The organism is Paenibacillus sp. EB106-04-04-XG159 (genome assembly GCF_058791835.1).
The window spans coordinates 213,224-235,716 of sequence record NZ_JBYTDY010000009.1 but is presented as its reverse complement, the minus strand read 5'-3'; the positions used below and the strand labels follow the sequence as shown (position 1 = coordinate 235,716).

General features: G+C 42.4%; 15 protein-coding genes and 1 other annotated feature. Of the genes, 4 read left to right on the top strand and 11 right to left on the bottom strand.

The window, feature by feature from the left end; genetic code table 11:
* Positions 1 to 147: 147 nt before the first annotated feature.
* Positions 148 to 2,532, bottom strand: a complete 2,385-nt coding sequence (locus AC3WTP_RS13455; protein WP_492395129.1) for a polyprenyl synthetase family protein — start codon at positions 2,530 to 2,532, stop codon at positions 148 to 150.
* Between the two features lie 162 nt (positions 2,533 to 2,694).
* On the opposite strand from AC3WTP_RS13455, the gene AC3WTP_RS13450 reads away from it, so the two are divergent.
* From AC3WTP_RS13450 to AC3WTP_RS13440, 3 genes are all read left to right on the top strand, one after another.
* Entirely contained in the window at positions 2,695 to 4,314 is a 1,620-nt protein-coding gene (locus AC3WTP_RS13450; RefSeq protein WP_492395128.1) for a GMC family oxidoreductase, read from the top strand.
* A gap of 231 nt (positions 4,315 to 4,545) precedes the next feature.
* Entirely contained in the window at positions 4,546 to 5,397 is an 852-nt protein-coding gene (locus AC3WTP_RS13445) for an alpha/beta fold hydrolase (RefSeq protein WP_492395127.1), read from the top strand.
* A 234-nt stretch (positions 5,398 to 5,631) separates the two neighbouring features.
* On the top strand, positions 5,632 to 6,375 hold the full coding sequence (locus AC3WTP_RS13440) for a YheC/YheD family protein (RefSeq protein ID WP_492395126.1): 744 nt from the start codon (positions 5,632 to 5,634) through the stop codon (positions 6,373 to 6,375).
* Between the two features lie 95 nt (positions 6,376 to 6,470).
* Here the strand turns inward: AC3WTP_RS13440 and brnQ are convergent, their stop codons facing one another.
* The gene (gene brnQ / locus AC3WTP_RS13435; protein WP_492395125.1) at positions 6,471 to 7,805 is read right to left on the bottom strand and encodes a branched-chain amino acid transport system II carrier protein; all 1,335 of its coding nucleotides are present in this window, start codon (positions 7,803 to 7,805) and stop codon (positions 6,471 to 6,473) included.
* A 69-nt stretch (positions 7,806 to 7,874) separates the two neighbouring features.
* Positions 7,875 to 8,130 (bottom strand) — a binding site (T-box leader).
* Positions 8,131 to 8,307: 177 nt separating this feature from the next.
* Here brnQ and AC3WTP_RS13430 point away from each other — a divergent pair.
* Positions 8,308 to 8,883: an LOG family protein gene (locus AC3WTP_RS13430; RefSeq protein WP_492395124.1), complete on the top strand. Its 576-nt coding sequence runs from the start codon at positions 8,308 to 8,310 to the stop codon at positions 8,881 to 8,883.
* A gap of 112 nt (positions 8,884 to 8,995) precedes the next feature.
* Here AC3WTP_RS13430 and AC3WTP_RS13425 read toward each other — a convergent pair whose 3' ends face one another.
* The 9 genes from AC3WTP_RS13425 to AC3WTP_RS13385 all read right to left on the bottom strand — a co-directional run bounded on the left by AC3WTP_RS13425 (position 8,996) and on the right by AC3WTP_RS13385 (position 22,458).
* Positions 8,996 to 10,111, bottom strand: coding sequence for a Ger(x)C family spore germination protein (locus AC3WTP_RS13425; RefSeq protein ID WP_492395123.1), 1,116 nt, complete (start codon positions 10,109 to 10,111; stop codon positions 8,996 to 8,998).
* On the bottom strand, positions 10,108 to 11,211 hold the full coding sequence (locus AC3WTP_RS13420) for a GerAB/ArcD/ProY family transporter (protein WP_492395122.1): 1,104 nt from the start codon (positions 11,209 to 11,211) through the stop codon (positions 10,108 to 10,110). The genes AC3WTP_RS13425 and AC3WTP_RS13420 overlap by 4 nt, the downstream gene beginning before the upstream one ends.
* The gene (locus AC3WTP_RS13415; protein WP_492395121.1) at positions 11,204 to 12,736 is read right to left on the bottom strand and encodes a spore germination protein; all 1,533 of its coding nucleotides are present in this window, start codon (positions 12,734 to 12,736) and stop codon (positions 11,204 to 11,206) included. The genes AC3WTP_RS13420 and AC3WTP_RS13415 overlap by 8 nt, the downstream gene beginning before the upstream one ends.
* A 127-nt stretch (positions 12,737 to 12,863) precedes the next feature.
* Positions 12,864 to 13,025, bottom strand: coding sequence for a Spo0E family sporulation regulatory protein-aspartic acid phosphatase (locus tag AC3WTP_RS13410; RefSeq protein WP_492395120.1), 162 nt, complete (start codon positions 13,023 to 13,025; stop codon positions 12,864 to 12,866).
* A gap of 39 nt (positions 13,026 to 13,064) precedes the next feature.
* The gene (locus tag AC3WTP_RS13405; RefSeq protein ID WP_492395119.1) at positions 13,065 to 14,765 is read right to left on the bottom strand and encodes a methyl-accepting chemotaxis protein; all 1,701 of its coding nucleotides are present in this window, start codon (positions 14,763 to 14,765) and stop codon (positions 13,065 to 13,067) included.
* Positions 14,766 to 14,947: 182 nt separating this feature from the next.
* Positions 14,948 to 15,649, bottom strand: a complete 702-nt coding sequence (locus tag AC3WTP_RS13400; RefSeq protein ID WP_492395118.1) for a response regulator transcription factor — start codon at positions 15,647 to 15,649, stop codon at positions 14,948 to 14,950.
* A 2-nt stretch (positions 15,650 to 15,651) separates the two neighbouring features.
* Positions 15,652 to 18,840, bottom strand: a complete 3,189-nt coding sequence (locus AC3WTP_RS13395; protein ID WP_492395117.1) for a hybrid sensor histidine kinase/response regulator — start codon at positions 18,838 to 18,840, stop codon at positions 15,652 to 15,654.
* 364 nt (positions 18,841 to 19,204) lie between these two features.
* Positions 19,205 to 20,872 (bottom strand): ribonuclease J, encoded by a 1,668-nt coding sequence (locus tag AC3WTP_RS13390; protein ID WP_492395116.1) that lies wholly within the window; start codon positions 20,870 to 20,872, stop codon positions 19,205 to 19,207.
* A 194-nt stretch (positions 20,873 to 21,066) separates the two neighbouring features.
* Positions 21,067 to 22,458: a protoporphyrinogen oxidase gene (locus AC3WTP_RS13385; RefSeq protein ID WP_492395115.1), complete on the bottom strand. Its 1,392-nt coding sequence runs from the start codon at positions 22,456 to 22,458 to the stop codon at positions 21,067 to 21,069.
* Between the last annotated feature and the right edge of the window lie 35 nt (positions 22,459 to 22,493).

Sequence of the window (22,493 nt, the reverse complement as noted above, 5' to 3'; positions counted from 1 at the left end):
TCTTAAGCTACAGCTACTACTGCCTTCGCTGTTCGGGACTTGAACCCTATAGATAGCGCCCATGCTGGGCGCACTAAAAAAAGTGCTGGCAATTATGCCAGCACTTCTTCATGTAGATGCATTACGAATTCGGTTCCCTTTTAACATTTAACAGTCTCGGTTAATGATATAGTCCAGTAAATGCTTCAGAAAAGCAGTATTGCGGGGCATCTCTTCCAACGCTTCTATAGCGAGGCAGTAGTGCTCCCACATCTCTTGTCGAGCACCTTCCAGACCGAGGATCGTCACAAAGTTCGAATTGTTGTTTTCAACATCCTGGCCGGTAGGCTTACCAAGTATATGCCGGTCTCCTTCCACATCAAGCAAATCATCCTTTATCTGAAAGGCTATGCCCGCATGATAGGCATATTTCTTCAAAGTCGCAATTTCCGTTTCTTTAGCTTGAGCAAGTATGGCGGGCATAACCAGAGCAGCCTCGAATGCAATTCCAGTTTTGTAGAAGCATATCCGATTCAACTGCTCCAGTGTCAACGCTTTGCCTTTGGAATGCAAATCCATTTCCTGTCCCATACACATTTCTCCAGCCTTTTGGGACGAATATTGTATCATGGCTAGCACACTTTTAGGATCGAACTCATGAAGGGATGACTGTTCTTCAGTCGCTTTCTGGATCAGATATAGACCCGTTAATTCCGCAGTCGCACTATTATGAACCTGATGCAGTGTTTGACGCCCTCTGCGGGTAGACGCATTATCCTGTGTTGGCAGATCATCGAAGATCAAGGATGCGGTATGCATATATTCCAATGATTTCAGGAGCGGCACGACTGTCGAAGCTTGGAGACCATAATGCTGTACACCCATGAACCAAGCTAATATAGGTCGTAATCGCTTGCCGTCTCCTTCGAGACTGTAATTAGCAGCATCGATAAGCGACTCCTTCATCGGTGGGATCCCTTTTAGATCAGGAATCTGCAAATGCTCATTGATCTGACAGCGGACTGATCTAATCGTTTCGTGAAATTGTTCCTTTTCACTTTGGTTGTTTCGGAGTGCGGTTATCACCTGATCCCGAAGCAGTTTATCGAAGAAATCCACATCATCGGCTTTCCGAACCATCTGTTGAATGATGTGATTGAATTCTGGATTACCGGATGCGAATATATCCATGATCTCGTTATATTTCTCAATACCGACGCGTGCCTTGCAGCGCTTGAGTCCGTTAATCGCACGATCCAGTATCACCTCTCGCGTCTTGGCATCGGAATGATACACGGTATGAATCAGATTGGAGATGACCGCCCAATAAAGTTCATAGGGATTGATCAGATCCGGACGCTGGTCGCGATATTTTAAATAATACGTATAAGGTGTTACCGCCCCGTCCCTCATATCATCAAACATATCCGCAAAGTCATCAGCCAGCTGATTATAGATGCCATAATAGAAGGTTCGATGATCAAAGCCTTCATCCTCTGGAGCACTAATGACGGAACGTACGATCAATCGAGAAGAAGATGATTTTAAGATGACCGGTAGATAAAGCTCTTCATTGGTGTATTTCGCATTCGCAAGATCTTTCACACGGTCCATATCCTGAGATTGAAAGAACACATAGGACTGCTCGAAAAATGTACTTAAAGCTTCCGGCCGCTGATATGTCTTAATATACTCAAAAGCTTCCCGCAGTTCCGAGTGAACATAATGAATCATCTCCAACTTATCATCAGTCCACTCCCCTATTTCCGGCACAGTTCCTGTGAGAAGAGCTTCACGTATCATACGAGAATATTGTTCTTTCTCTTGCGCATTAAAGACTTGGGAATCAAGAAGATCGTCAATGAAAGGATAGGTCAGACCGTAAGAATAACCCAACCTGATCGCTTCATCGAGTCTTCGAGCGCGTTCATCAGGCAGTATGTCATCGGACATTTCATCCTTCACATGAAGAATAACCCCGATTATGATCTTGATCAGCTTGCGAATCGCGTGCTCCGCATTCATTTCCTTAGGAATATTGGCGGATACACCCTTAATCTTATCTATCACCCAGATCGTGGCGTTCTCGACACCTTCCTTCTGAGCCCAACGGTAAAATCCAGCCAAACTCATACTATCTAGTTGGTTTTCCCCGTTTGTTGTGATGGAATCAAGCAGCTTTTTTTTCATATTGACAACTACATTTTGAATCCTGGTCAGTGTGTGAGGAGAATTCAGATCTTTGCCTAAATCTCTCATATACATATAGGAAACGCTTCGATCCAAGTAGTCATCTAACTTACCTGTATAATTCAACCATCGGATATATCCACGATAATCCTGATAATCAGGTTTTCTCTTCCCTCGTGAAAATAAGGACAGCCATGAATGATGATGAATATGGTTCCTTTTCCATAATTGAAAATCTTCTATCAGAGTAGGCACATAAGTCTTATCCATTACCTGCTCATAAAGTGATGCAAAATACTGAGACGCCTTCTGCTCAGCATGTCGATACCAAATGTCTGCATGCTCTTTTATGTCCACATTCATACGATGGATTACCTCAATTTCTATTTATGATAAACCTAATTCCCCTCCCCATTTTAATACGTGAAAGAGTCTATTGGGTTACGAAATCGTTGTGTGGCAATGGAACATCGGACATAAGTAAGCAATATTCTAATATAGGCATATCACACGAGGAGCGTACAAATGGAAAAAAAATTAACCTTTGACTACATTGTTATTGGAACAGGTCCAGCAGGTGCTGTCATTGCAAAGACACTTTCAGACAATAAAAAGAGTTCAGTGCTTTTAGTTGAGGCAGGCGAAAATCAAGATAAAGACAAACGTATTCGCGATTCTACATTTGCTTTTGAACTGGAGGAAAACTTTTCACCACAGTATTTTTGGCAAGGAGTCGGTATTCCACAGGAAGAAGTAGATGATCGAACGTTTGAGTGGACAACAGGTCGACTGTCAGGCGGTGGTTCCTCCATCAATGGAGAGCAGTATGTACGACCTACTTCAGAAGTTATGAAACAATGGGAAAGGCTGCTCGGACCTCTATGGTCCCCTGAAAAAGCGATCCGTCGGTTTAAGCGGCTTGAAAAGTTTAGTGGAGAGACGAATAATGCGAACGTACATGGATATCGAGGTAGAATAAGCATTAGACAGGCACCCGAAGTACCCACTTCGATGGCGAATAAACTGACTACTGCCATGGAACGGGCTACTGGATTACCTAAAATACTTGACTATAATGATCCAAGAACCCCTTTAGGTCCCTTTACCCGCTGGCAATTGTATCAAAAGCTTAATGGACATCGTGAAAGCTCCTCAACTGCTTTCCTCTCACCAGATATCGTATCTTCGAGCGGTCAAGGTGTTCACGGAAGGAAGCTAACTGTACTCTATAACACAACCGTTCCCCGAATACTTTTCTCGGGTAAACGCGCCATTGGTGTAGAGCTTCTGAGAGAGGGAACTTGTTTTCGTGCGTATGCACGCAAAAAAGTCATCATTTCAGCTGGCATTAATAGTGCTCAACTCTTACTCTTATCAGGAATCGGACCTGCTGATTCTCTAAGAAAAGCGAAGATCCCCGTTATTTTTAATAATCCAAATGTAGGGAAAGCGTTGAGAAATCACACCTTAAATACAGCCACCTTCTCAACCAATCGCAATGACCGTGCATTGCCAGCCAATGATCCGAGCGCTCTCTATACCGGTGGAGCCTTCTTGCCAGACCCAGTGGGAACAGATCCACATCGACGTGCTGTTCAGCTTATTGGCATTGGTTCCGAAGGTTTGTTAAGTCTGGCTATCATATACTTACGACCTAAGAGTCGCGGCTCGATAAAAATTCAAAATAATGATCCATTGAAGATCGTGCTGGCAGATGAAGGCTTCCTCATGGATCCTGATGATATGGAAGCGATAAAAAATATATATAAAATATACATTAAAGAAATCGCTACTGAATTGTCTCATATTGATCCAGCTTATCGACTCCTATCGCCGGATCTTGCAACCATTAATGATGATGCGCGACTTGAAGCATTTATTAAAGACAATTTTGGGCATAACCATCACCAACAAGGCTCTCTTCGCATGGCGCCGCTGCGTAAAGGTGGAGTCGTAGATCGACTTGGAAGAGTGCATGGCGTCAAAGATCTAATCGTTGCCGATGCTTCGATTATTCCGTTTACGGTAGACGGCAATACATCTGCTGCCGCTTATCTGATTGGCTATACTATTGCTAGGCAGTTGCGGAGCAGGTCCTTACGCAGGAAGATACACCTCCCTCGATATGAGGATTGGGAAGAATAGGATTAAACATTGTATTATCGTTCAAATTAGGGTGTATATGTGAATGCCTAGTTTAGTATTGAAAAAATATATGCTAAAATGTCCTTCAAGTCATAAATGTTAGAGGTGATCGGAATGTTAGAACGTTCCATGGAAAATGTAATGGAATCAGATCATGAAAGGAAGTGGTGTCAAGGAGAGCTTATCCTTCGGTAGCAGCTCTTCTCATTAAATAGAAATGAGGATTATGCGATGAATGAATATCAATGTATAAATAGTGACGGATTTAAACTGAATTATTGTATAAAGGGAACTGGAAAGCCTATATTAGTCATAGGCAGTAGTGTGTACTACCCTCAATTATTCTCTGATGATTTATATCATACATTTCAGTTTATTTTCCTTGATCATAGAGGATTTGTGCAGCCGCCCCGCGCTCTGGAAGCAGAGGATTATACCTTGGATAAAGTATTAGATGATATTGAGCTGGCTAGACAGTGTCTAGGCTTATCCGACTTTATCATACTCGGGCATTCAGGTCATGCTTTTATGGCGTTGGAATATGCGAAGAAATATCCTGTTCATGTTCGAAAAGTGGTCTTGTTGAATTCAGCTCCTACAAATAGCGTGGAAAGGCAGCAACACAGCTTTGAATTCTTTAACGAGACTGCAAGTCCGGCAAGAAAGGAACAATTTGAGAAGGATATTGCTCTGTTAGAAAGTGACATCACGAAAGATCCTGAACGGCGCTTCGTTCACATGTGTATTCGGATGGGAGCGCACAGCTTTTATGACTACACATTTGATGCGGCATACATGTGGGAAGATGTATATACGAATATGCCGATTATTGATCACCTATGGGGAGAGGCATTCGGAGAGCTAAATCTTATACAATCACTGGCTGGATTTCATAAACCCGTATTTATTGGATTAGGCAGATATGATTATTTGGTAGCGCCTGTCTCCCTATGGGATTCTGTTGATAATACGTATGCAAATGTAAAGAAAGTAATCTTCGAGTATAGCGGTCATAACCCTATGTTCGAAGAACCTGAAACCTTTTACAGAGAGCTAATGAAATGGATAGATGAGAGCAATTAATAATATTGCTTGTAACGCGTATGGGGCTATTCCTAAGTCATCTTGGCATGACTTTTGGGGTAGCCCCTTTCAACATACCTTACTTGTTGTTGACAGAGTTGTCGCTTTAAATAGGTGTTTGTACTTTTCCTAAACGTCCATAGCGTCATACACTACTATCAATAATCATTTCCCAGTACTTACAGCCAATAACGATCCGAAATAATCAACTTTCTAGAAAAGGGTGATGCGTTTTTGCCTGTCAGACATGTATTTAGTAAATGGAAAAAGACGTGCATTCTGCAAAAAACACCGTTGAAGCGTTATATTCCCGAGACTGCTGTCTACAATTCCAATCGTTTGGATAAGATGCTGAATCGGTACAAGATGGTATACGTGAAACCTGACACTGGTACTCACGGTAAAGGAGTCATGCGAGCAAAAAGACGCTCTCAAGCTTCCTTCGAACTAAGAGAAGGTGTCTCTACGCGCTCATTCAGTTCCATGGTTCAACTGCACACCAGAATAAAGTCAAGGATCGGGAAACGAAGGTATTTAGTACAGCAGGGCATTCACATGATGTCTCACCAAGGGCGACAATTCGATCTTCGGGTGTTAGTCCAAAAAAATTTGAGAAATAATTGGGAAGCTATGTCCATCTTAGGCCGTAAGGCAGCAGTCAAGAAGATCGTAACTAATGTCAGTAATGGCGGCAAGATGGAATCGCTGGATGTCTTAATGCGTCCTCATATGAAACAGTCTTCCATTCGACAACTGCGACAAGAACTGAATCAAATGGGATTATCGGTGGGGAAGCAATTAAGCAAGAAATATAAAGGTCTGAAAGAGCTGGGACTCGATATCGCGCTCGATAAGAGCATGCGGCCATGGATCCTTGAAGTGAACACTAGACCAGCCATTTATGTCTATAGAACCTTCAATCCTTCCGCCTATCGCCGTATTTTACGCTATGCCAAGGCTTATGGTCGATCCAAGTAAGAAATACTGCAATTCTCCTTCCCTTAAAAAAAAGGACCGACAAATTGTCGGTCCTCCCCTCTCGAAAGCCCTCACTCACGATATAGAAGCCATCGTTACTTGGACGAATGTAAATTTCTTTTCCGTGTGAACATACCGACTATGAATCCTAGGCAGCCGCCCACTATCGCAGGAACAACCCAACCAATCCCCTTTTCATACAGCGGAAGAACATTCATCCACGCAGTAACAGCATCTACAGAAACTCCCGCCGCCTTCAAGCCGTCAAACACACTGATCAGTACCGTCCCTATAAGCGCTCCTACATATATAGAAGAATGACCGCCTAATAGCTTATGGAACAAAGATAGCACAATCAGTACGATCGCTACCGGATAAATGACGAGTAATATCGGAATTGATATCGATATAATTCGATTCAAACCTAAGTTGGCAATAAGCAGACCGACTACACAGATAATGAATGCTATCCAGTTATAGCTCACCCGTCGCAATAAGGTAGAAAAGTATTGACTGCATGCAGAGACGAGTCCGATGCATGTCGTAAGACAAGCTAGAGTCACGATTACGGCCAGCAGAATTAATCCAGAAGGTCCGAATAGCTCCTGTACAGCAAGCGTGAGCAGTTGGCCGCCATTGTCCGCGTAGCCGAGTGTCTCCACGCTCGTTACTCCAATATAGCCGAGTGCTGCATATACTAGCATTAATCCGATACCTGCAATGACAGCAGCTTGAATCACAGCCTTCGCTAAGACTCGTCTATCTTGAACCCCTCTGGCTTGTACCGCATTGATAACGATAAGGCCAAATGCGAGCGCTGCTATTGTATCCATCGTCATATAGCCTTCCATAAAGCCTTTGAAGCCGGGTGATGTTGCATACTGTTGTACTGCCGGCTGTGGATCGCCTAGTGGATTCAGCAGTGCGGCAATGAACAGTCCTGCAATGGACAGTAGCAACAGCGGCGTTAAGATGTTGCCGATCCATACCACAAGCTTCGATGGATTCAAGCTCAACACGAACACGACAATGAAGAATACGATCGAGAATACAAACAACACCCAACTGCTAGATTGAAGCGATTCCGGAACAAAGGGTTGCGCCCCCATCTCGAATGCTACGTTCGCAACACGTGGAATAGCCATCGATGGTCCGATTAAGATATATACGGCTACAGCAAATACAATACCGAACTTCGGATGCACTTGTCCCGCCAACTGCTGCATGTCTTTGCCTGTCAGCCCCATGGTTATGATCGTAAGCAATGGCAGCCCTACGCCTGTCAGTATAAAACCGAACATAGCAAGCGCGAATTGATCCCCTGACTGCTGACCTAATATCGGAGGAAAGATTAAGTTGCCTGCCCCGAAAAACAGCGAAAATAGCATTAGTCCAATAAAGAAAGTATGACCTTTGGATATTGATTGCAAGTTAGTCCCCCCAAGATGTATGTTTTAGCTCTATACCGTCAATCCAAAAACAAAAAAATCCGGCCCTCTAAAAGGGACGGATTATATTCCGCGTTACCACCCATCTTCATCTATCAGCAACTAATTCCGTTGATGCTAGATGCACTTTGCCACGTACCTGCTACGCATTCCGGATAACGGTGGAAAGCCGGCACAGCTTACTGTAAGTTCGACAGCGCTTCTCGAAGATGATATTCACCCATGTACCGAACATTGGCTTGCAGCAGTATGCCAACTCTCTGTAGATCGGATTACATGACTTACTTATTCTCGTCCATGAATTTATGCATTAAGAAGTTTGTACTTTATTGTATCTTGTATGCTTGGGAAGTCAATACACTTTTTTTGACAACTCATCTGATCGATCCCATCGACTCTCCAAATAGATCACTTTCAATCCATTTATCAAATTTACATAGTAAGATATAATAAATATCATTAAATGTTTAGGAGGTACATAAATTTGAAGCATATTGCAGTATACTGCGGATCTAGTAATGGAGCATCTGAAGTGTATAGAGAAGGAGCAATCGCACTGGGCAAAGAACTCGCGCAGCGCGGCATCGCACTCGTATATGGCGGAGCTAGTGTAGGTGTGATGGGTGCCGTTGCCGACGCAGTCTTGGCTGAGGGCGGACATGTAATCGGCGTCATGCCGAGTTTTCTAGAGAAACGAGAGATCTCCCATAAAAATCTATCCGAACTGATCGTGGTGGATTCCATGCATGAACGCAAATCGAAGATCGCCGAACTTGCTGACGGCTTTATCGCTATGCCTGGCGGACCAGGCACATTAGAGGAATTCTTCGAGATCTTCACATGGGCGCAGTTAGGTCTTCACGCGAAGCCATGCGGACTGTTAAACATCAATCACTACTACGACCCGCTCATAGCCCTATTCCAACATATGACGGATGAGCAGTTCTTGCAAGAGAAGTATCGATCGATGGCCATCGTAGACAGTGATCCTAAGGCGCTATTGAACCAATTTGCCACATATGAGCCGCCATCTGTGAAAACATATGTAACGAAGAATTAGACTTAGCTATTATGCGAACATAAAAGGCAGTTAGGCGTTGTAAACTAAAAAGCACATCTGAAGCGCCAATAGAAGGAAATCGTTCCTCATAGCGCTTCAGATGTGCTTATTACTAATACATAATTCCGTGACTCACGATCTCTACCGTCACTTTTGGATCAAACTCAACCTTCTTGTAATCCTCTTCCCAATTCAGTTTGCTCCATGTATTCGGATAGTACGCCATTACTCTTCGCCCAATCCCAAACCCGTCATGATTAACCTGCAGCATTTTCTGCGTAATGGCTTGCGCTTTTCTCGTCAGTTCTTCCGAAAGTATCTTATCTAACTGTTGAACGTTCTGCTTATCATCTAAATGATCCTTCGCGTATTCAATTGCTGTTACTTTTAAATGCAAATTCAACGGTACTGTAATATCCTGGTTCCCTTGGACATTTACTTTCATCTTCCGTTTTATCTTTTGAATTTCCATCGCTAAATATTGTTCAGGGTTCTGTTTCCCCTCCTCATTAACTTTAAGCGTCAAGCTAGCGCTCTTGTTTAATTTATCCGCCATCAGAAGGTACAATAATGCATCCTCTGATTGTAATGAACCTACCATATTATCACCGTTAAATAAAGCTATTCCGTTGATCGATGGATGTGTCACATCACTTGAAATATACGGGACTGCAAAATCATCGCCTGGATCCATTAATTTTGGACGGATAAGCTGCAAGTCAACGACAGGAACAATGGTTCTACCCTCTGCACTTTGGATCAGCCTGTTATAATGCTCGCCGATTAGTTTTGAACCCGATATTTTCTTGCTGATGTAATCACTGGTTTTCCCCCCTATGATAGCAATCTTAGCATTCAAGGCACTTCTAGGATCACGGTAGAGTACATCGAGAAACGGATAAATACCTTGTTTCGCCAAAGCCTCTCCAATGAGAATGACACGGAGCTTGGCAGCTGTGAATCTTCCGGATACCTCACGGTCAATAATATCTCGGGTATGTCTGCTTGTATTACCCATCACAGAATGGATTTCGCTATACTTTCGATTCCCCGCTTGCTCGCCGCTTACGTCAAGTACCGAAGAAGTCGTTTGAAGCTTACCATCCGAACCCATATCAAAGCCCACAATGTATGCTATTCTGGCGTCCTTCAGCAGTTGCTGATCCCAGCAACCCGATACCAGTGTTGCTACCAAGCAAACAAGAATGAAGATTAAGCTCGTTCTCATCCCACACTCCCCCTAGCTTCCTTTACATTGAATAGTACGGAAATCATGAGTAGAGCGAAGGGGATCCCAAATACAAATACATAATTTGCGATAGACAATATTTTTTTGATTGCATCGATCAAGAGCGGATCTTGACAGAACAAGACAATGACAAACACAAGGGCCACCGTATAAGGAACTGCCTTCCGATGATTGCTCTGTGCCTTAAAGAGATTCGCAAGCCCTCTGGAAGCCATAAACATATAACCCATCATTGAAGTAGTTGCAATGAACATCCATATGGATAGAAAATAGAGGTCTGGACGTTCGAACACACTGAAGGTTAACGCCTTAACCATGTAAAGCAAGGGTTCAGGAAGCAGACCGATCTCCGATGGACTGAATACGATAAGACTGGTAAAGACCGCAAAAGTATATAACAATGCGGTGAAGGTATTTGCAAGGCTAGCTGCCTTTAATTTACCAGTTCTCCCCCCTTCTACAAAAGGATAGCAGATCAACAGAATCTCATACCCCGAAAATGAGTTCATTGCTTCGTGAACGCCCTCCGTAATCTTCCACATGCCAGCCTGTCCCATAGGCAATACATATAGAAAATTAACACGGGTGTATGCATACGATACAATAAGGATCACCGCAATATGGCAGAAGAAGACAAGAACAAAAAAACGGGCAATTGTACGCAGGCTCTCCCGAACCAGATATAGACTTACCCCTATCATCATGCCCATGACGACCCATCTCGGCGTATCGATTAGCACCCAATCATGTATTGTCGTGCTAAATTGCAGCGTGATAAAGCTGGACACCAAAATAAAATAACCTACATAAACAAATTGAATGCATTTACCCAAATATGTCCCCAATAGAGTAGGCAAATAATCAAACAGCGTTAGTGATGGAAACCTTTTGCTTAAATACCACATCACGACAATAAACAATTGAGCCAGCATACCTGCCAGCAGCACAGATATCCACGCATCCCCTTTTGCTGCGCTATGCACATTGTTCGCAAGTCCTAACAGTCCTACACCAATTTGAGTCTGAATGATCAAAAATACGAGCTGACCCGGTGTAATGCTATCCTTGGAATTATCCATCGTTCTGCTGCTCCTCACCTGAAGATTGCTGCTGATCTAGTTGTTGTGGTGCTGGATCATTCGAACGCTGGTTCAATTGCCATTGAGGTAATCGGATGATTGTATCCTTCCAATCCTTTAATCGTAACGGAGCTACAGGGGCGAAATAAGGAGTTCCAAACGATTCTAATTTACATAAATGGATCAATATGATCATTAAGCTGAATACAATTCCAAAAAAGCCGAATAACGATGCGGCTAACATGACAGGAAAGCGGAGCATTCGGACTGAAGCACTCATCTCATGAGAAGGTACAACGAAAGAAGCTATCGCCGTTAAGGCAACAACAATGATCATGGCATTCGATACCAACCCTGCTTTAACAACCGCATCTCCGATGACGAGACCGCCGACGATCCCAATCGTTTGTCCCACCGGTCCGGGGAGGCGAATGCCCGCTTCTCGAAGCAATTCAATCGTTAGCTCCATAAACAATGCTTCAAGGATCGGTGGGTACGGAATGAATTCAACACTGCTCTTAATGGGCAGCAGCAGATCCTGTGGGATCACTTCGTAATGAAAAGACACCACCGCAATATAATAAGCTGGAAGACCGATGGCGATGGCAAAGCTGAATAGCCGGATTAGTCGGATAAACGACCCTTGCAGTGAACGAAAATTATAATCGTCCGGCGATTGATAAAAGGCAAAAAAGGTCACTGGCATGATTAACGCAGTAGGACTGCCTTCGGCTAACAGCGCAACTCTGCCCTCCAGTAAATTGCCGATGACTCGATCTGGTCTCTCCGTATGCAGCATCTGTGGAAAGGGAGAAAAGGAAGTGTCTTCAATATATTCTTCGATAAATTCGGCAGATGTGATATTATCTGCATCAATATTTTGTATTCTTCGATCAACTTCTTCAAGGAGTTTGGGATTGGCTAGATTCTGCATATAGACAATTACCGCTTCAGATTTCGTTTCATGACCAAGCTTATATCGTCTCACAACCAAATTGCGATTCTCGATATGCTTGCGTATGAGTTGAAGATTAATGCTTAGGCTTTCCACAAAACCTTCGTGAGAGCCTACGACAATTTTCTCATTGCTCGGTTCTGTGATGTTTCGAACATGGCTCGATTTCACCTCAACAACAAAGCATTCTTCCATACCTTCAATTAATAGCACGACATATCCTTTAACTAATTGATCAATCACTTTCTCAAGTTCGCCATGCTTGTTCGCACGTATCGCGATCAGAATTTCTTCTAAACCATCGTCTTTGCTTTCCAGGATTGGATTCAATATTTCCTCACTAATCTTACTCTGTTCGCACATGGTATACATATAGAGAATCTCGCTTGTATGCCCTGGGATCGATACAGCTTGATGAACCAGATCATCTGTATGAAATAGCGCTTCTTTCAAATATTGAATATTATCCTGCATATTTGGAGATACCAGTTGAGGTTTCAACGTGGACTGTTTCGACTTGGATATGCTCTTTCGCTTGTTATTATTAAACGCATTGTTAAATAACCCCATATCCTTACCTCCGTTTCCTAATCCGATTGCTACATTGTAGATTTTCCCTAGAACAAGTAAAATATCCCTCTTTCTAGGCGGAGGTGAGGTGCATATATGACACGAAAAAAGGCTGCCAATGGCAGCCTCACAATTTTTCTTTTAATTTCTCGTATGTATTCAGTAGTTCATCTAATTCTTGAGAAATAATTAATACCAGCTTGGATGATAAACCAAGAATATTGCTCAGCAACAACAACTGACTTCTCTTTTGTTCAATCTCTTGTTTCAATTGAGCTGATCCTTCCACTGATATCCCCCCAAAATAATGAATAGGATGTACTTATTATTAAATCTTAAATTGGTTCATTTTATCTTGCAGCTCGTCCGCCATACGGGATAACGAAGAAGAAGATGCTGATATCTCTTCCATTGATGCAAGCTGCTCTTCCGCTGCGACCGAGATGCTCTGCGCACCGGCTGCTGAGTTCAGGGCGGCCTCATTGATATGTTCTACGGAACGAAGCATCTGCTCCGTCCCTGAAGCCATATCTTGAACTTCGGACGAGACTTCTTGTATTTGACCGGCAACCATATTCACGGACTGTTGGATTAGTTCAAAGAATTGACCTGCGGTACTGACGATTTCAATACCGCAAAATACTTCATTCGAAGCCCTCTCCATCGAATCAACTGCTTTTCCAGTTTCCAATTGGATAGTAGAAATAAGTTCTGCTACTTTCTTAGCGGAACCAGCCGATTGCTCTGCCAGCTTGCGAACCTCACTAGCGACAACGGCAAACCCCTTGCCATGTTCTGCAGCCCTCGATGCTTCAATGGCTGCATTTAAAGCGAGCAGATTAGTCTGCGTTGCAATCCCTGTAATGGCTTCAATAATAGCACCAATCTCATCGGATCGACGATTCAATCCCTGAATGATATGACTCAATTCGTTTATGGCTCCATGAATCGAATTCATCTGCTGTACAACCATTTCAATGGCTTGATTACCTTCTAGTGACTTATTCGATGCCTGAATGGCTGTTTCAGACACAATTTGCGCATTCTGGGCAATATGCCGTGCACCTTTTTCCATATATTTCAGCGTTTCCACAGTTTCCTCAACTGCTTGCACCTGCAATTCCGCTCCACTTGCCAATTCTTGAACGTTGGAAGCAATATGCTCACTAGCGAGGCTCGTCTGCTCAGAACTTGCTGTGAGTTCAAGCGAGAACGCCGCTACTTGCTGTGATGTATCTGCAAACTGACCGAACAAACCTTTTAATATAGTCATCATACTATTCAACGAGTTAGTTAATTGCCCGAGTTCATCTTTGGAGTGATAGTTCACTTGACCGGTGAAATCTCCACGCTCCGCATCCTTTATCACTTTCTGTACGGATTGTATTGGCTTTACGATCATTCGAGTAATCCAGATCCCTACTCCGATACACATCACAATCAATACAACAGAAATGATGATCGTGAGCAGAATGCTTTGTTGAGCATGTTCGGTATTGAGTTGGTTAATTGCATCTGCACTATCCATGAGCTGCTTCTCCAACTGAACACCTAATGGTTGTATAACACTGTACGCCTTCATAACTTCCGATTTGAAATATGCGAAAGCTTCCTCTTTGTCCTGCTCTCCCAATACGATGGTGTGTTTCAAAGATTCAAGATAGGATGGATAGCCTGCTTTAATGTCATTTACGAGCTTCTTCTCCTCTTCCGACATCCCTGACACCAGAAACGAATCTAGATAATTCATATTCTCAGCGGATAGTTCTTCAAATCTCTCCTTGTACTTCTCCGCTTGTTGACTCAAGTTGTCCTGCATGAATTGGAACACAAGGGTCTCCATCTCCCGATTGTTTGCACGATACTTGAGGAAGTTCGCTTGAGGCACCATTCGATCTTTATATATTACGTCCGCATCGTTGGACATAGATGTCATCGAAAGATATACAATACCCGTAAGCGTTACCATTCCAATGATAAAAATTCCGATTAACAGAAACAGCTTGTTTGCTACTTTTAAATTGCGCACTTGCCTTGACCCCTTTTCTACTAAAAAGTCAATTAACTAATCAAATCATAGAACAGGGTTATTAAAACAAGTCTAAAATAAGTGTTTGTTATTTATGTTTTTTCGTTATACTTCATTCATTCTTTCAACTGCATTCCTTAGACAGAAAAAAACCTTCTCAAAGAAGGTTTCGAATGATCGAATTAATAAAAAGTAAATTTATATCCTATTCCCCAGACCGTTTTAATATATTTCGGGTTTTTAGGATCTTCCTCAATTTTAGTCCTTAACTTCATCACATGTACATCGATTGAACGCTCATTGACCAACGTATTTATTCCACGCAAATGAATAATCAATTCCTCACGGCTAAATACACGCCCTGGATGATTGTAGAACAATTTCATAATCTCAAATTCGGTACAGGTCGTCTCCACACGTTGATCACGGACTTTAATCGTTCGATATTCTTGTTCAATGATGATGTTCTTTCTTTCTGTTCTAGATTCAAGATCATTGTTGCTCGATTCTCGCTGAATAGGCCCGTGATAAGCTCTTCGAATATTAGCAATCATTCTCGCCGAGAGCTCCTTCATACTGAACGGTTTACATAGATAATCATCAGCACCATCCATCAACGCGTCTATTCGATTCATTACTTCCGTATTCATCGAGATCATAATTATAGGCACTAAAGAATCTTTGCGTATTTCCCTGCAGACTTCCGTACCATTAAGATCCGGGAGAACATAATCAATTATTACGACATCCGGATTAAAGTCTCTTAAGATGCTAAGGCCCTGAGTTCCTGTATCTGCTCTTTTTACGAAGCAGCCCTCTTCGGCCAAATACATTTTGATCATTTCACCAACGATTGCGTCATCTTCAATTAGTAGTACTCTCATTGCTAAACCCTCTCGCCATCATTTCCATAGATGTTGTTGTTATCGTATCCGTCATTCACATAATGTTGCAGCGAAACAATTATGATTTGCAATTCCTTGTCCAATAGTTCCATGCCAGCATCCATATTTCCACCTTGCTCTAACACGATTTCGAGCTTACTTGCTGCATCAAGCAGTCCATCTGCAGAGATATTTGCAGCTACGCCTTTAAGGGTATGGAGCATTTTACCGAAGCATAAGAGATCGTTGCGTGACAACGAATCCTTCATTCGGTCTGAAAAATGACTATAATCGCGCAAGAATACATGAAACATATGGATCATAATATGATACTTTCCATTAATTCTTCGAAGAATGGCTTGTACATCTATTCCGGTTATCGGACCCTTTAAAGGTTCTCGATGTTCGCTCGCAGTGAACAAACTGTAGTCATTAGCAGCATCCTGTCGGTTAATCAACGATATCAGTTGATTGATATCTAGCGGCTTCGTTAATACACCATCGATACCAATGCTGTGATACATCTCATGATCTTCCCATACCATATTGGCCGTTACGGCGAGGATCAGCATATGATCAAAACGATGATCTTCACGAATGATCTTCGTTGTCTCTACTCCATCCAACTCTGGCATCTGAATGTCGATTAAGAGCAAATCCCATCTACCCTGATTCAGTAAATGAAGAACTTCAATACCATGATTCGCAACGGTTACTTGAAAACCATAAGCTCTCAACATTTCGGTTATTACAAGCTGACAAATTTCATTATCTTCAGCAAGCAGTATATTCATGTGGCGATCGTGCAGGGCATTGACTTGTGTTATCTGAAGCATCGCAGGCTGTTTGACTTCATTCCACACCAAGGACCTCATCGTACGCATCAGACCGATACGGCTAATGGGCATCAGAATAATGGCATCCGGCTGTAAATCATCTGGAAGTTTCCTGATTTCTTCATGAACCTTAGCAGTCAAAATCGCAACATGATGAACTAAAGCAGTAGTCCGTCGCTTTAACAGCAGCCAATCATCGAGACTATACTTGTCATCCATACTTATATCTGTCAATATCACTTCAACATTCATACTAGATAAATCGAGATTCTTGTCATGTTCACACGTAGTCACTCGAAAATTCATAGATTCCAACATGGAACATATTCCGCTTCTCACTGCCTCATTACTCTCGATTACGAGTATGTTCATTTGTGAATATTCGATTCGATCCTCCCAACTCATCTGGTCATGAAGTGATACTTGATCGAATGGAAGTATAAATGAAAACTTGCTTCCATGCCCCGGCCGACTGCTTACATGAATAGTTCCTCCCATCAACTCAACAAAGTATTTACAGATCGATAAGCCCAATCCAGTTCCACTGTATTTATTCTTTGAATCATATCCCACTTGAGTGAATGGTTCGAACAGTTGACTCATTTGTTCGCTTGTAATTCCGATTCCCGTATCTTCCACTGAAAATTCAATATGAAAGAGATGATCCTCAACACTTACCAATTCCACTTTGACATAGATATGTCCACAATCCGTAAATTTAATGGCATTATTAATCATATTGATGAGAATTTGCCCGATTCGCATGGAATCGCCATAGAGTGTCTCCGGAATATCTGCTGATGTGTCGATGATAAATTTGAGCTGTTTATCTCCTACGAGCACAGTTAGGATATCAGATAATTCCTGCATCAGATGATGAATGTTAAATTGAGCTTTCTGAAGTTCAATTTTACCCGCTTCAATCTTTGAGATATCAAGAACATCATTGATGATCCCAAGCAATACATGGGAAGAGGAGAGAATCTTGTCCAAATAATCTTTCTGCACAGGTGACATCTCCTGCCTCATCAACAACTCCGACAACCCAATAATTGCACTTAACGGTGTACGAATCTCATGACTCATGCGAGCGACGAACACACTCTTGGCTTTATTAGCCTCAACAGCTGCTCTACTCTTCTTTAGATTCTTAATATCATGTGCAGTGCACATAACTCCGACGACGATTTGATTCATGTCATAAAATGGTGACAGCGTGACGTAAAAGTCACATTCTTGGTTATCACACTTGATATTGTATTCAAAACTCTCCATTGTCCTGCCAGAAACGACTTGGTTAAAATGATACAACCACGTCTCAATATGTTTCCCAGGAGGAAATAGTGTAGTTATGTGCTCTCCTATTAGGAATTCCGACTGCTTAGAAGTGACCTCTAATACTTTCTTATTTACTGCCGTAATGCGCCCTACTACATCCGTTCGAATGATAAAATCTTGCGAGCTATCAACGAGAGTGCGATATAATTCTTCGCTTTCTACGAGCTGCCTTTCTGATCGCTTGCGTTCGGTAATGTCTGTCACTGTACCAATGACGGAACTAACCCTATTTTCGCTGAATATTGGCTTTAAGGTGGCCAACAGCGTATGCTCCGCAAAGTTTAATTCAAACGATACATACTCACCACGCCAAGCTCTCTCTTTTTGAGATTGCATGAAATCATTCAACTCACTCGAAAATACGGTTAATTCATCAATGGACTTTCCAACGATATCTTCATATGAAATCCCTATCTCGTTTAAAAGTGTGCCGCCAGCAATTTTATATACAATCTTTCCTTGTTCCTTCGTTAATTTGTATATAAATCCGGGTTGAAGATGAAGAATTTCTAATAAATCGCTCTGCAGGACATCAAATTTCTGCTTTAGCTTTTGAGTCTTACTCATGTAATACAGCTTCGCCGCTATAAATAGGCCTGATGCCTGATAAGCGATAATAAACTGCAGCACAACAGTTTCAAACGGATAATAATCTAGAATTAAATAAGATAATAAAAAAACGAGGTTAGAGCAAGTAACGGATACTACCCACTGCATCCAGTAGTGTTTAATAAAACGAACAGAGATAATACTTATAATAAGGTTGAGTGATATAACGACTGTTACCGATATCATTATCTCGGTTGATGACTCGAAGGCTAATCGAAATAAAAGATTCATTACCGTCGTTATCACTGCAGAGAACGGTCCCCCAACGTAAGAAGAGATCAGAATGGTGATCTCGCTCAAATCCGCTATTCCATGATAATTGTAAGGGTGACCACAGGAAAATAAAATGACGCCTACAAATCCTTGATAGAGCCCCACCTTCCATGTGTATCGTGTTCTATCTTCCAAATTCACATTGACTTCCATCAAATAATGCTCGAAGAAAAATGTAAAAAACGTCAACAAACCAAAGCTAAGAATTAAATCTCTAGGGATGATTGTTCCTCACCTGCAGTAAATAAATTGAGTTCTGTTTATCTAAATATACAACAAGTTCTATATTCAGTTTTACTGGTAATAACTATGGTATTATCTCATCATCGTTTATATCCTTAATATAATTCTAAGATGTTACAAAACATGTTTATGTCGTATTAATTATGTATTAGATAATTTAACACTTTATTAATATATTGATCACAAATGAAAAGGACAGCCGCTTTGGACTGTCCTATGCTAGGCATCCTATAACCCACTATCCTTCAATCATTTCTTACACTTCGATGATGATGGGAAGAATAATCGGCCGCCTTTGTGTTCGATTGTATAAAAATTGACCTAAAGTATCTTTTAGCGTCTTCTTCATCACGTTCCATTGATGAATTCGATCCTCCAGCAACTTCTCAACGGTCGCCGCCACGAGCTGGTTTATATCTTCGATAAGCTCTTCAGAGTCACGTACATATACGAACCCCCTGGATATGGTATCAGGATCAGACATAAGCTTACCTTCTGCTTTGCTGAGCGTAATCACAACAATGATGATACCGTCAGCGGACAATTGACGACGATCGCGAAGCACGATATTGCCAATATCCCCGATTCCCAGGCCATCTACAAGTATTTGTCCTGCCGTGATGCGCCCATCTTGACGAACAATCCCCTTGACTGACTCCACCACATCGCCGTTTGAGAGGATGAAGATATTATCACTGTTTACCCCTACTGCTTCCGCAAGTATACGATGTTGATGCAGCATACGGAATTCCCCATGAATCGGAACAAAGTACTCTGGTTTCATCAAGGTGAGCATTAATTTTAACTCCTCTTGACTGCCATGACCTGATACATGAAATTGATTGTGTGAACCATAAATTACCTGAGCCCCAAGAGTGTACAGATTATCAATGATACGAGCAACATTCCGTTCATTACCTGGAATAGGACTGGCTGCTATTATGACCAGATCTCCTGCTTCTATCTTCATATGTCTATGTGCTGAGTTGGATAATCGGGCTAACGCTGCCATCGGTTCACCTTGACTGCCTGTACAAAGGACTGCGATCTGATCCAGCGGAAGATTAGCTGCCGTCTCCGCATCGACAAGCATACCGGAAGGAATCGTTAAATACCCTAACTCTTGCGCAACTGACACAACGTTAACCATACTTCGACCCAGAAGGAACAGCTTGCGGTTCGTATGAAAAGCGGCGTCAATAACTTGCTGGAGTCGGTTGACATTGGATGCAAATGTCGATACGAATACTCTTCTTTCTGCTCGATTAAATGCCTCTTTAATATGATCTCCAACGAGACTTTCTGAAGGTGTAAAGCCAGGGCGTTCAGCGTTCGTGCTTTCTGACAGGAGAATAAGAACACCTTTCTTGCCGATATCCGCCATTCTGTGAAGATCAGGATATTGCTTATTAGCAGGTGATAAGTCAAATTTAAAATCACCCGTATGTACGACTGTTCCCTCAGGCGTATCAAATACGATGCCGAGGCAGTCTGGAATACTATGATTCGTATGAAAAAAGGAACACGTGATAGTCCCTAGCTCAATAGTTGAATCGGCATCGATGCGCTGCATATTCGTTTCATGAAGGATGCCATGTTCTCTTAACTTGATCTCAATCAGACCTAACGTTAAGCGTGAAGCATAGATCGGAATTTGAAGCTGCTTTAAGATGTAAGGGATGCCGCCGATATGATCTTCATGTCCATGTGTAACCACTAATCCTCGAACCTTATCTTTATTCGATATTAAATAGCTAATATCAGGAATAATAAGGTCTATCCCAAGCAGACTTTCATCTGGGAACTTCGAACCGCAATCGATTACGACAATATCATCACCATACCTTATAACGTACATATTTTTACCAATCTCATTTACTCCGCCTAATGCAGCTATCAATAGTCGTTCGTCAGTATGCTCCATGGTGAACCTCCATCAATATCCTTAACTACGAATAGGTAATTTCTTTTCTTTATACCGTCTCCAAAATGAAACAAGGATATTCAAGAGCTTTAAAAGTGTCCTTCATTCGAATTTTACAGGGTCTGGAAAATAAAAGAGCGCTCCACTATATAGCAGAGCGCCTGTTCATATACTTCATTTTTAGCTTTAAAGCCTTATGATAATAACCGTTTTGCAATACGCTCCGCGGTTTGCTCGCCGTTTGCGATACAGTCAGCGATCCCGACACCATAATACGAGCATCCTGCTAAAAAGACGCCTGGATAATACAGCTCCATCTTTCTTTCCAGTGATCGCACAATGCCCGGATGCTTCAGATGATAATTCGGCATGCTGTCATGCCACTTGGTTATCTCGCAAGTCACTGGATCTCCTGTAATACCGAGACTCAGCTTGGCATCCCGCAATGCGACTTCCTTCAACTGATCTTCCGATAGCTCAATTAATGTGGAGTAGTGCGGGTTGGAGCTCTTATAGAACAGTCTGATCAGCAGCCGCTGGTTCTTGGAGGTATGCGCCCATTTCCGGCTTGTCCAAGTGCAGGCATTGCACGTCAGCTCATTGTCCTTGCCTACGATGAATCCGGTTCCTTCCATCGGCAGCTCTTGATTAGGGATATCGAAGCCCACATACACACTGATCATCGATCGATTGTTCAACTCGTTGAAGTCCTTATCCAACTCCTCTGAATTAAGCATGGACTGTGCGGCCGAATGCAAAGTGCTTAACACGACCATATTTGCTTCAATCTCGCGATTATCACTCAGCTTCACGCAGTATTTATCCTGATCTTTCTCGATGGAAACGGCTTTGATTCCCTTCCATATCTCCACATCAGTTAAACGTTCCTCCAATGTATCGATCAGTGCATTTACTCCATGCTCAAAGGAGATGAATTTCTTGCTTCCGTTTCCTAAGAACTTCTCTTTGTTCTCCGATAATCCTCGAATGATGCTTCCATACTGGTTCTTATATTCCAATAGATAAGGGAATGTAGAAGCGATCGTCAGATCGTTCAGTTCCCCTGAATAAACTCCGGATATGACAGGTGCTATCTGTTTCTGAACAAGCTCATGACCTAGAAAATGCTCCAAGAATAAGCCGAGAGAGTCCTGCGATGTGAAGGATTCATTCGTCGTGCTGAGATCCTTTAATGCCTCTGCCTTTCCTGCATCCGAGACAATGTCGCTCGACAATAACGACTCTATGCTTGTCGGAATTCCAAACACCGCATCTTCCGGAATCTTCTTTAATTGTCCATCTGTATAAATGTAAGAGATGCCAGTCGCATTATATACGATCTTCTCTGTCAGCTTTAATTCTTCAAGGAATGGCGCCATATTCGCTTTGCGCGCAACGATGGAATCTGCACCTGTCTCGATGATGAAGTCCTTCTGTTGAACTGTTCGAATCTTACCGCCTAGTTCTTCACTCGCTTCAATCAGTACGAATCTTGCGTCTATCGATTTCCCCTTCAGGGCCTTCTGCAAATAATACATGGTCGACAGACCGGTTATCCCGCCGCCAATAACTACAATCGTGTTCACTGTGACTGCCCCCAACATGGTAATGTTATGACGCT

What these genes read in the sequence shown, in the direction of transcription:
- AC3WTP_RS13455 (WP_492395129.1), bottom strand. Translation starts at nt 2,532, where the DNA reads ATGAATGTGGACATAAAAGAGCATGCAGACATTTGGTATCGACATGCT.
- AC3WTP_RS13450 (WP_492395128.1), top strand. Translation starts at nt 2,695, where the DNA reads ATGGAAAAAAAATTAACCTTTGACTACATTGTTATTGGAACAGGTCCA.
- AC3WTP_RS13445 (WP_492395127.1), top strand. Translation starts at nt 4,546, where the DNA reads ATGAATGAATATCAATGTATAAATAGTGACGGATTTAAACTGAATTAT.
- AC3WTP_RS13425 (WP_492395123.1), bottom strand. Translation starts at nt 10,111, where the DNA reads ATGAGAACGAGCTTAATCTTCATTCTTGTTTGCTTGGTAGCAACACTG.
- AC3WTP_RS13420 (WP_492395122.1), bottom strand. Translation starts at nt 11,211, where the DNA reads ATGGATAATTCCAAGGATAGCATTACACCGGGTCAGCTCGTATTTTTG.
- AC3WTP_RS13415 (WP_492395121.1), bottom strand. Translation starts at nt 12,736, where the DNA reads ATGGGGTTATTTAACAATGCGTTTAATAATAACAAGCGAAAGAGCATA.
- AC3WTP_RS13400 (WP_492395118.1), bottom strand. Translation starts at nt 15,649, where the DNA reads ATGAGAGTACTACTAATTGAAGATGACGCAATCGTTGGTGAAATGATC.
- AC3WTP_RS13390 (WP_492395116.1), bottom strand. Translation starts at nt 20,872, where the DNA reads ATGGAGCATACTGACGAACGACTATTGATAGCTGCATTAGGCGGAGTA.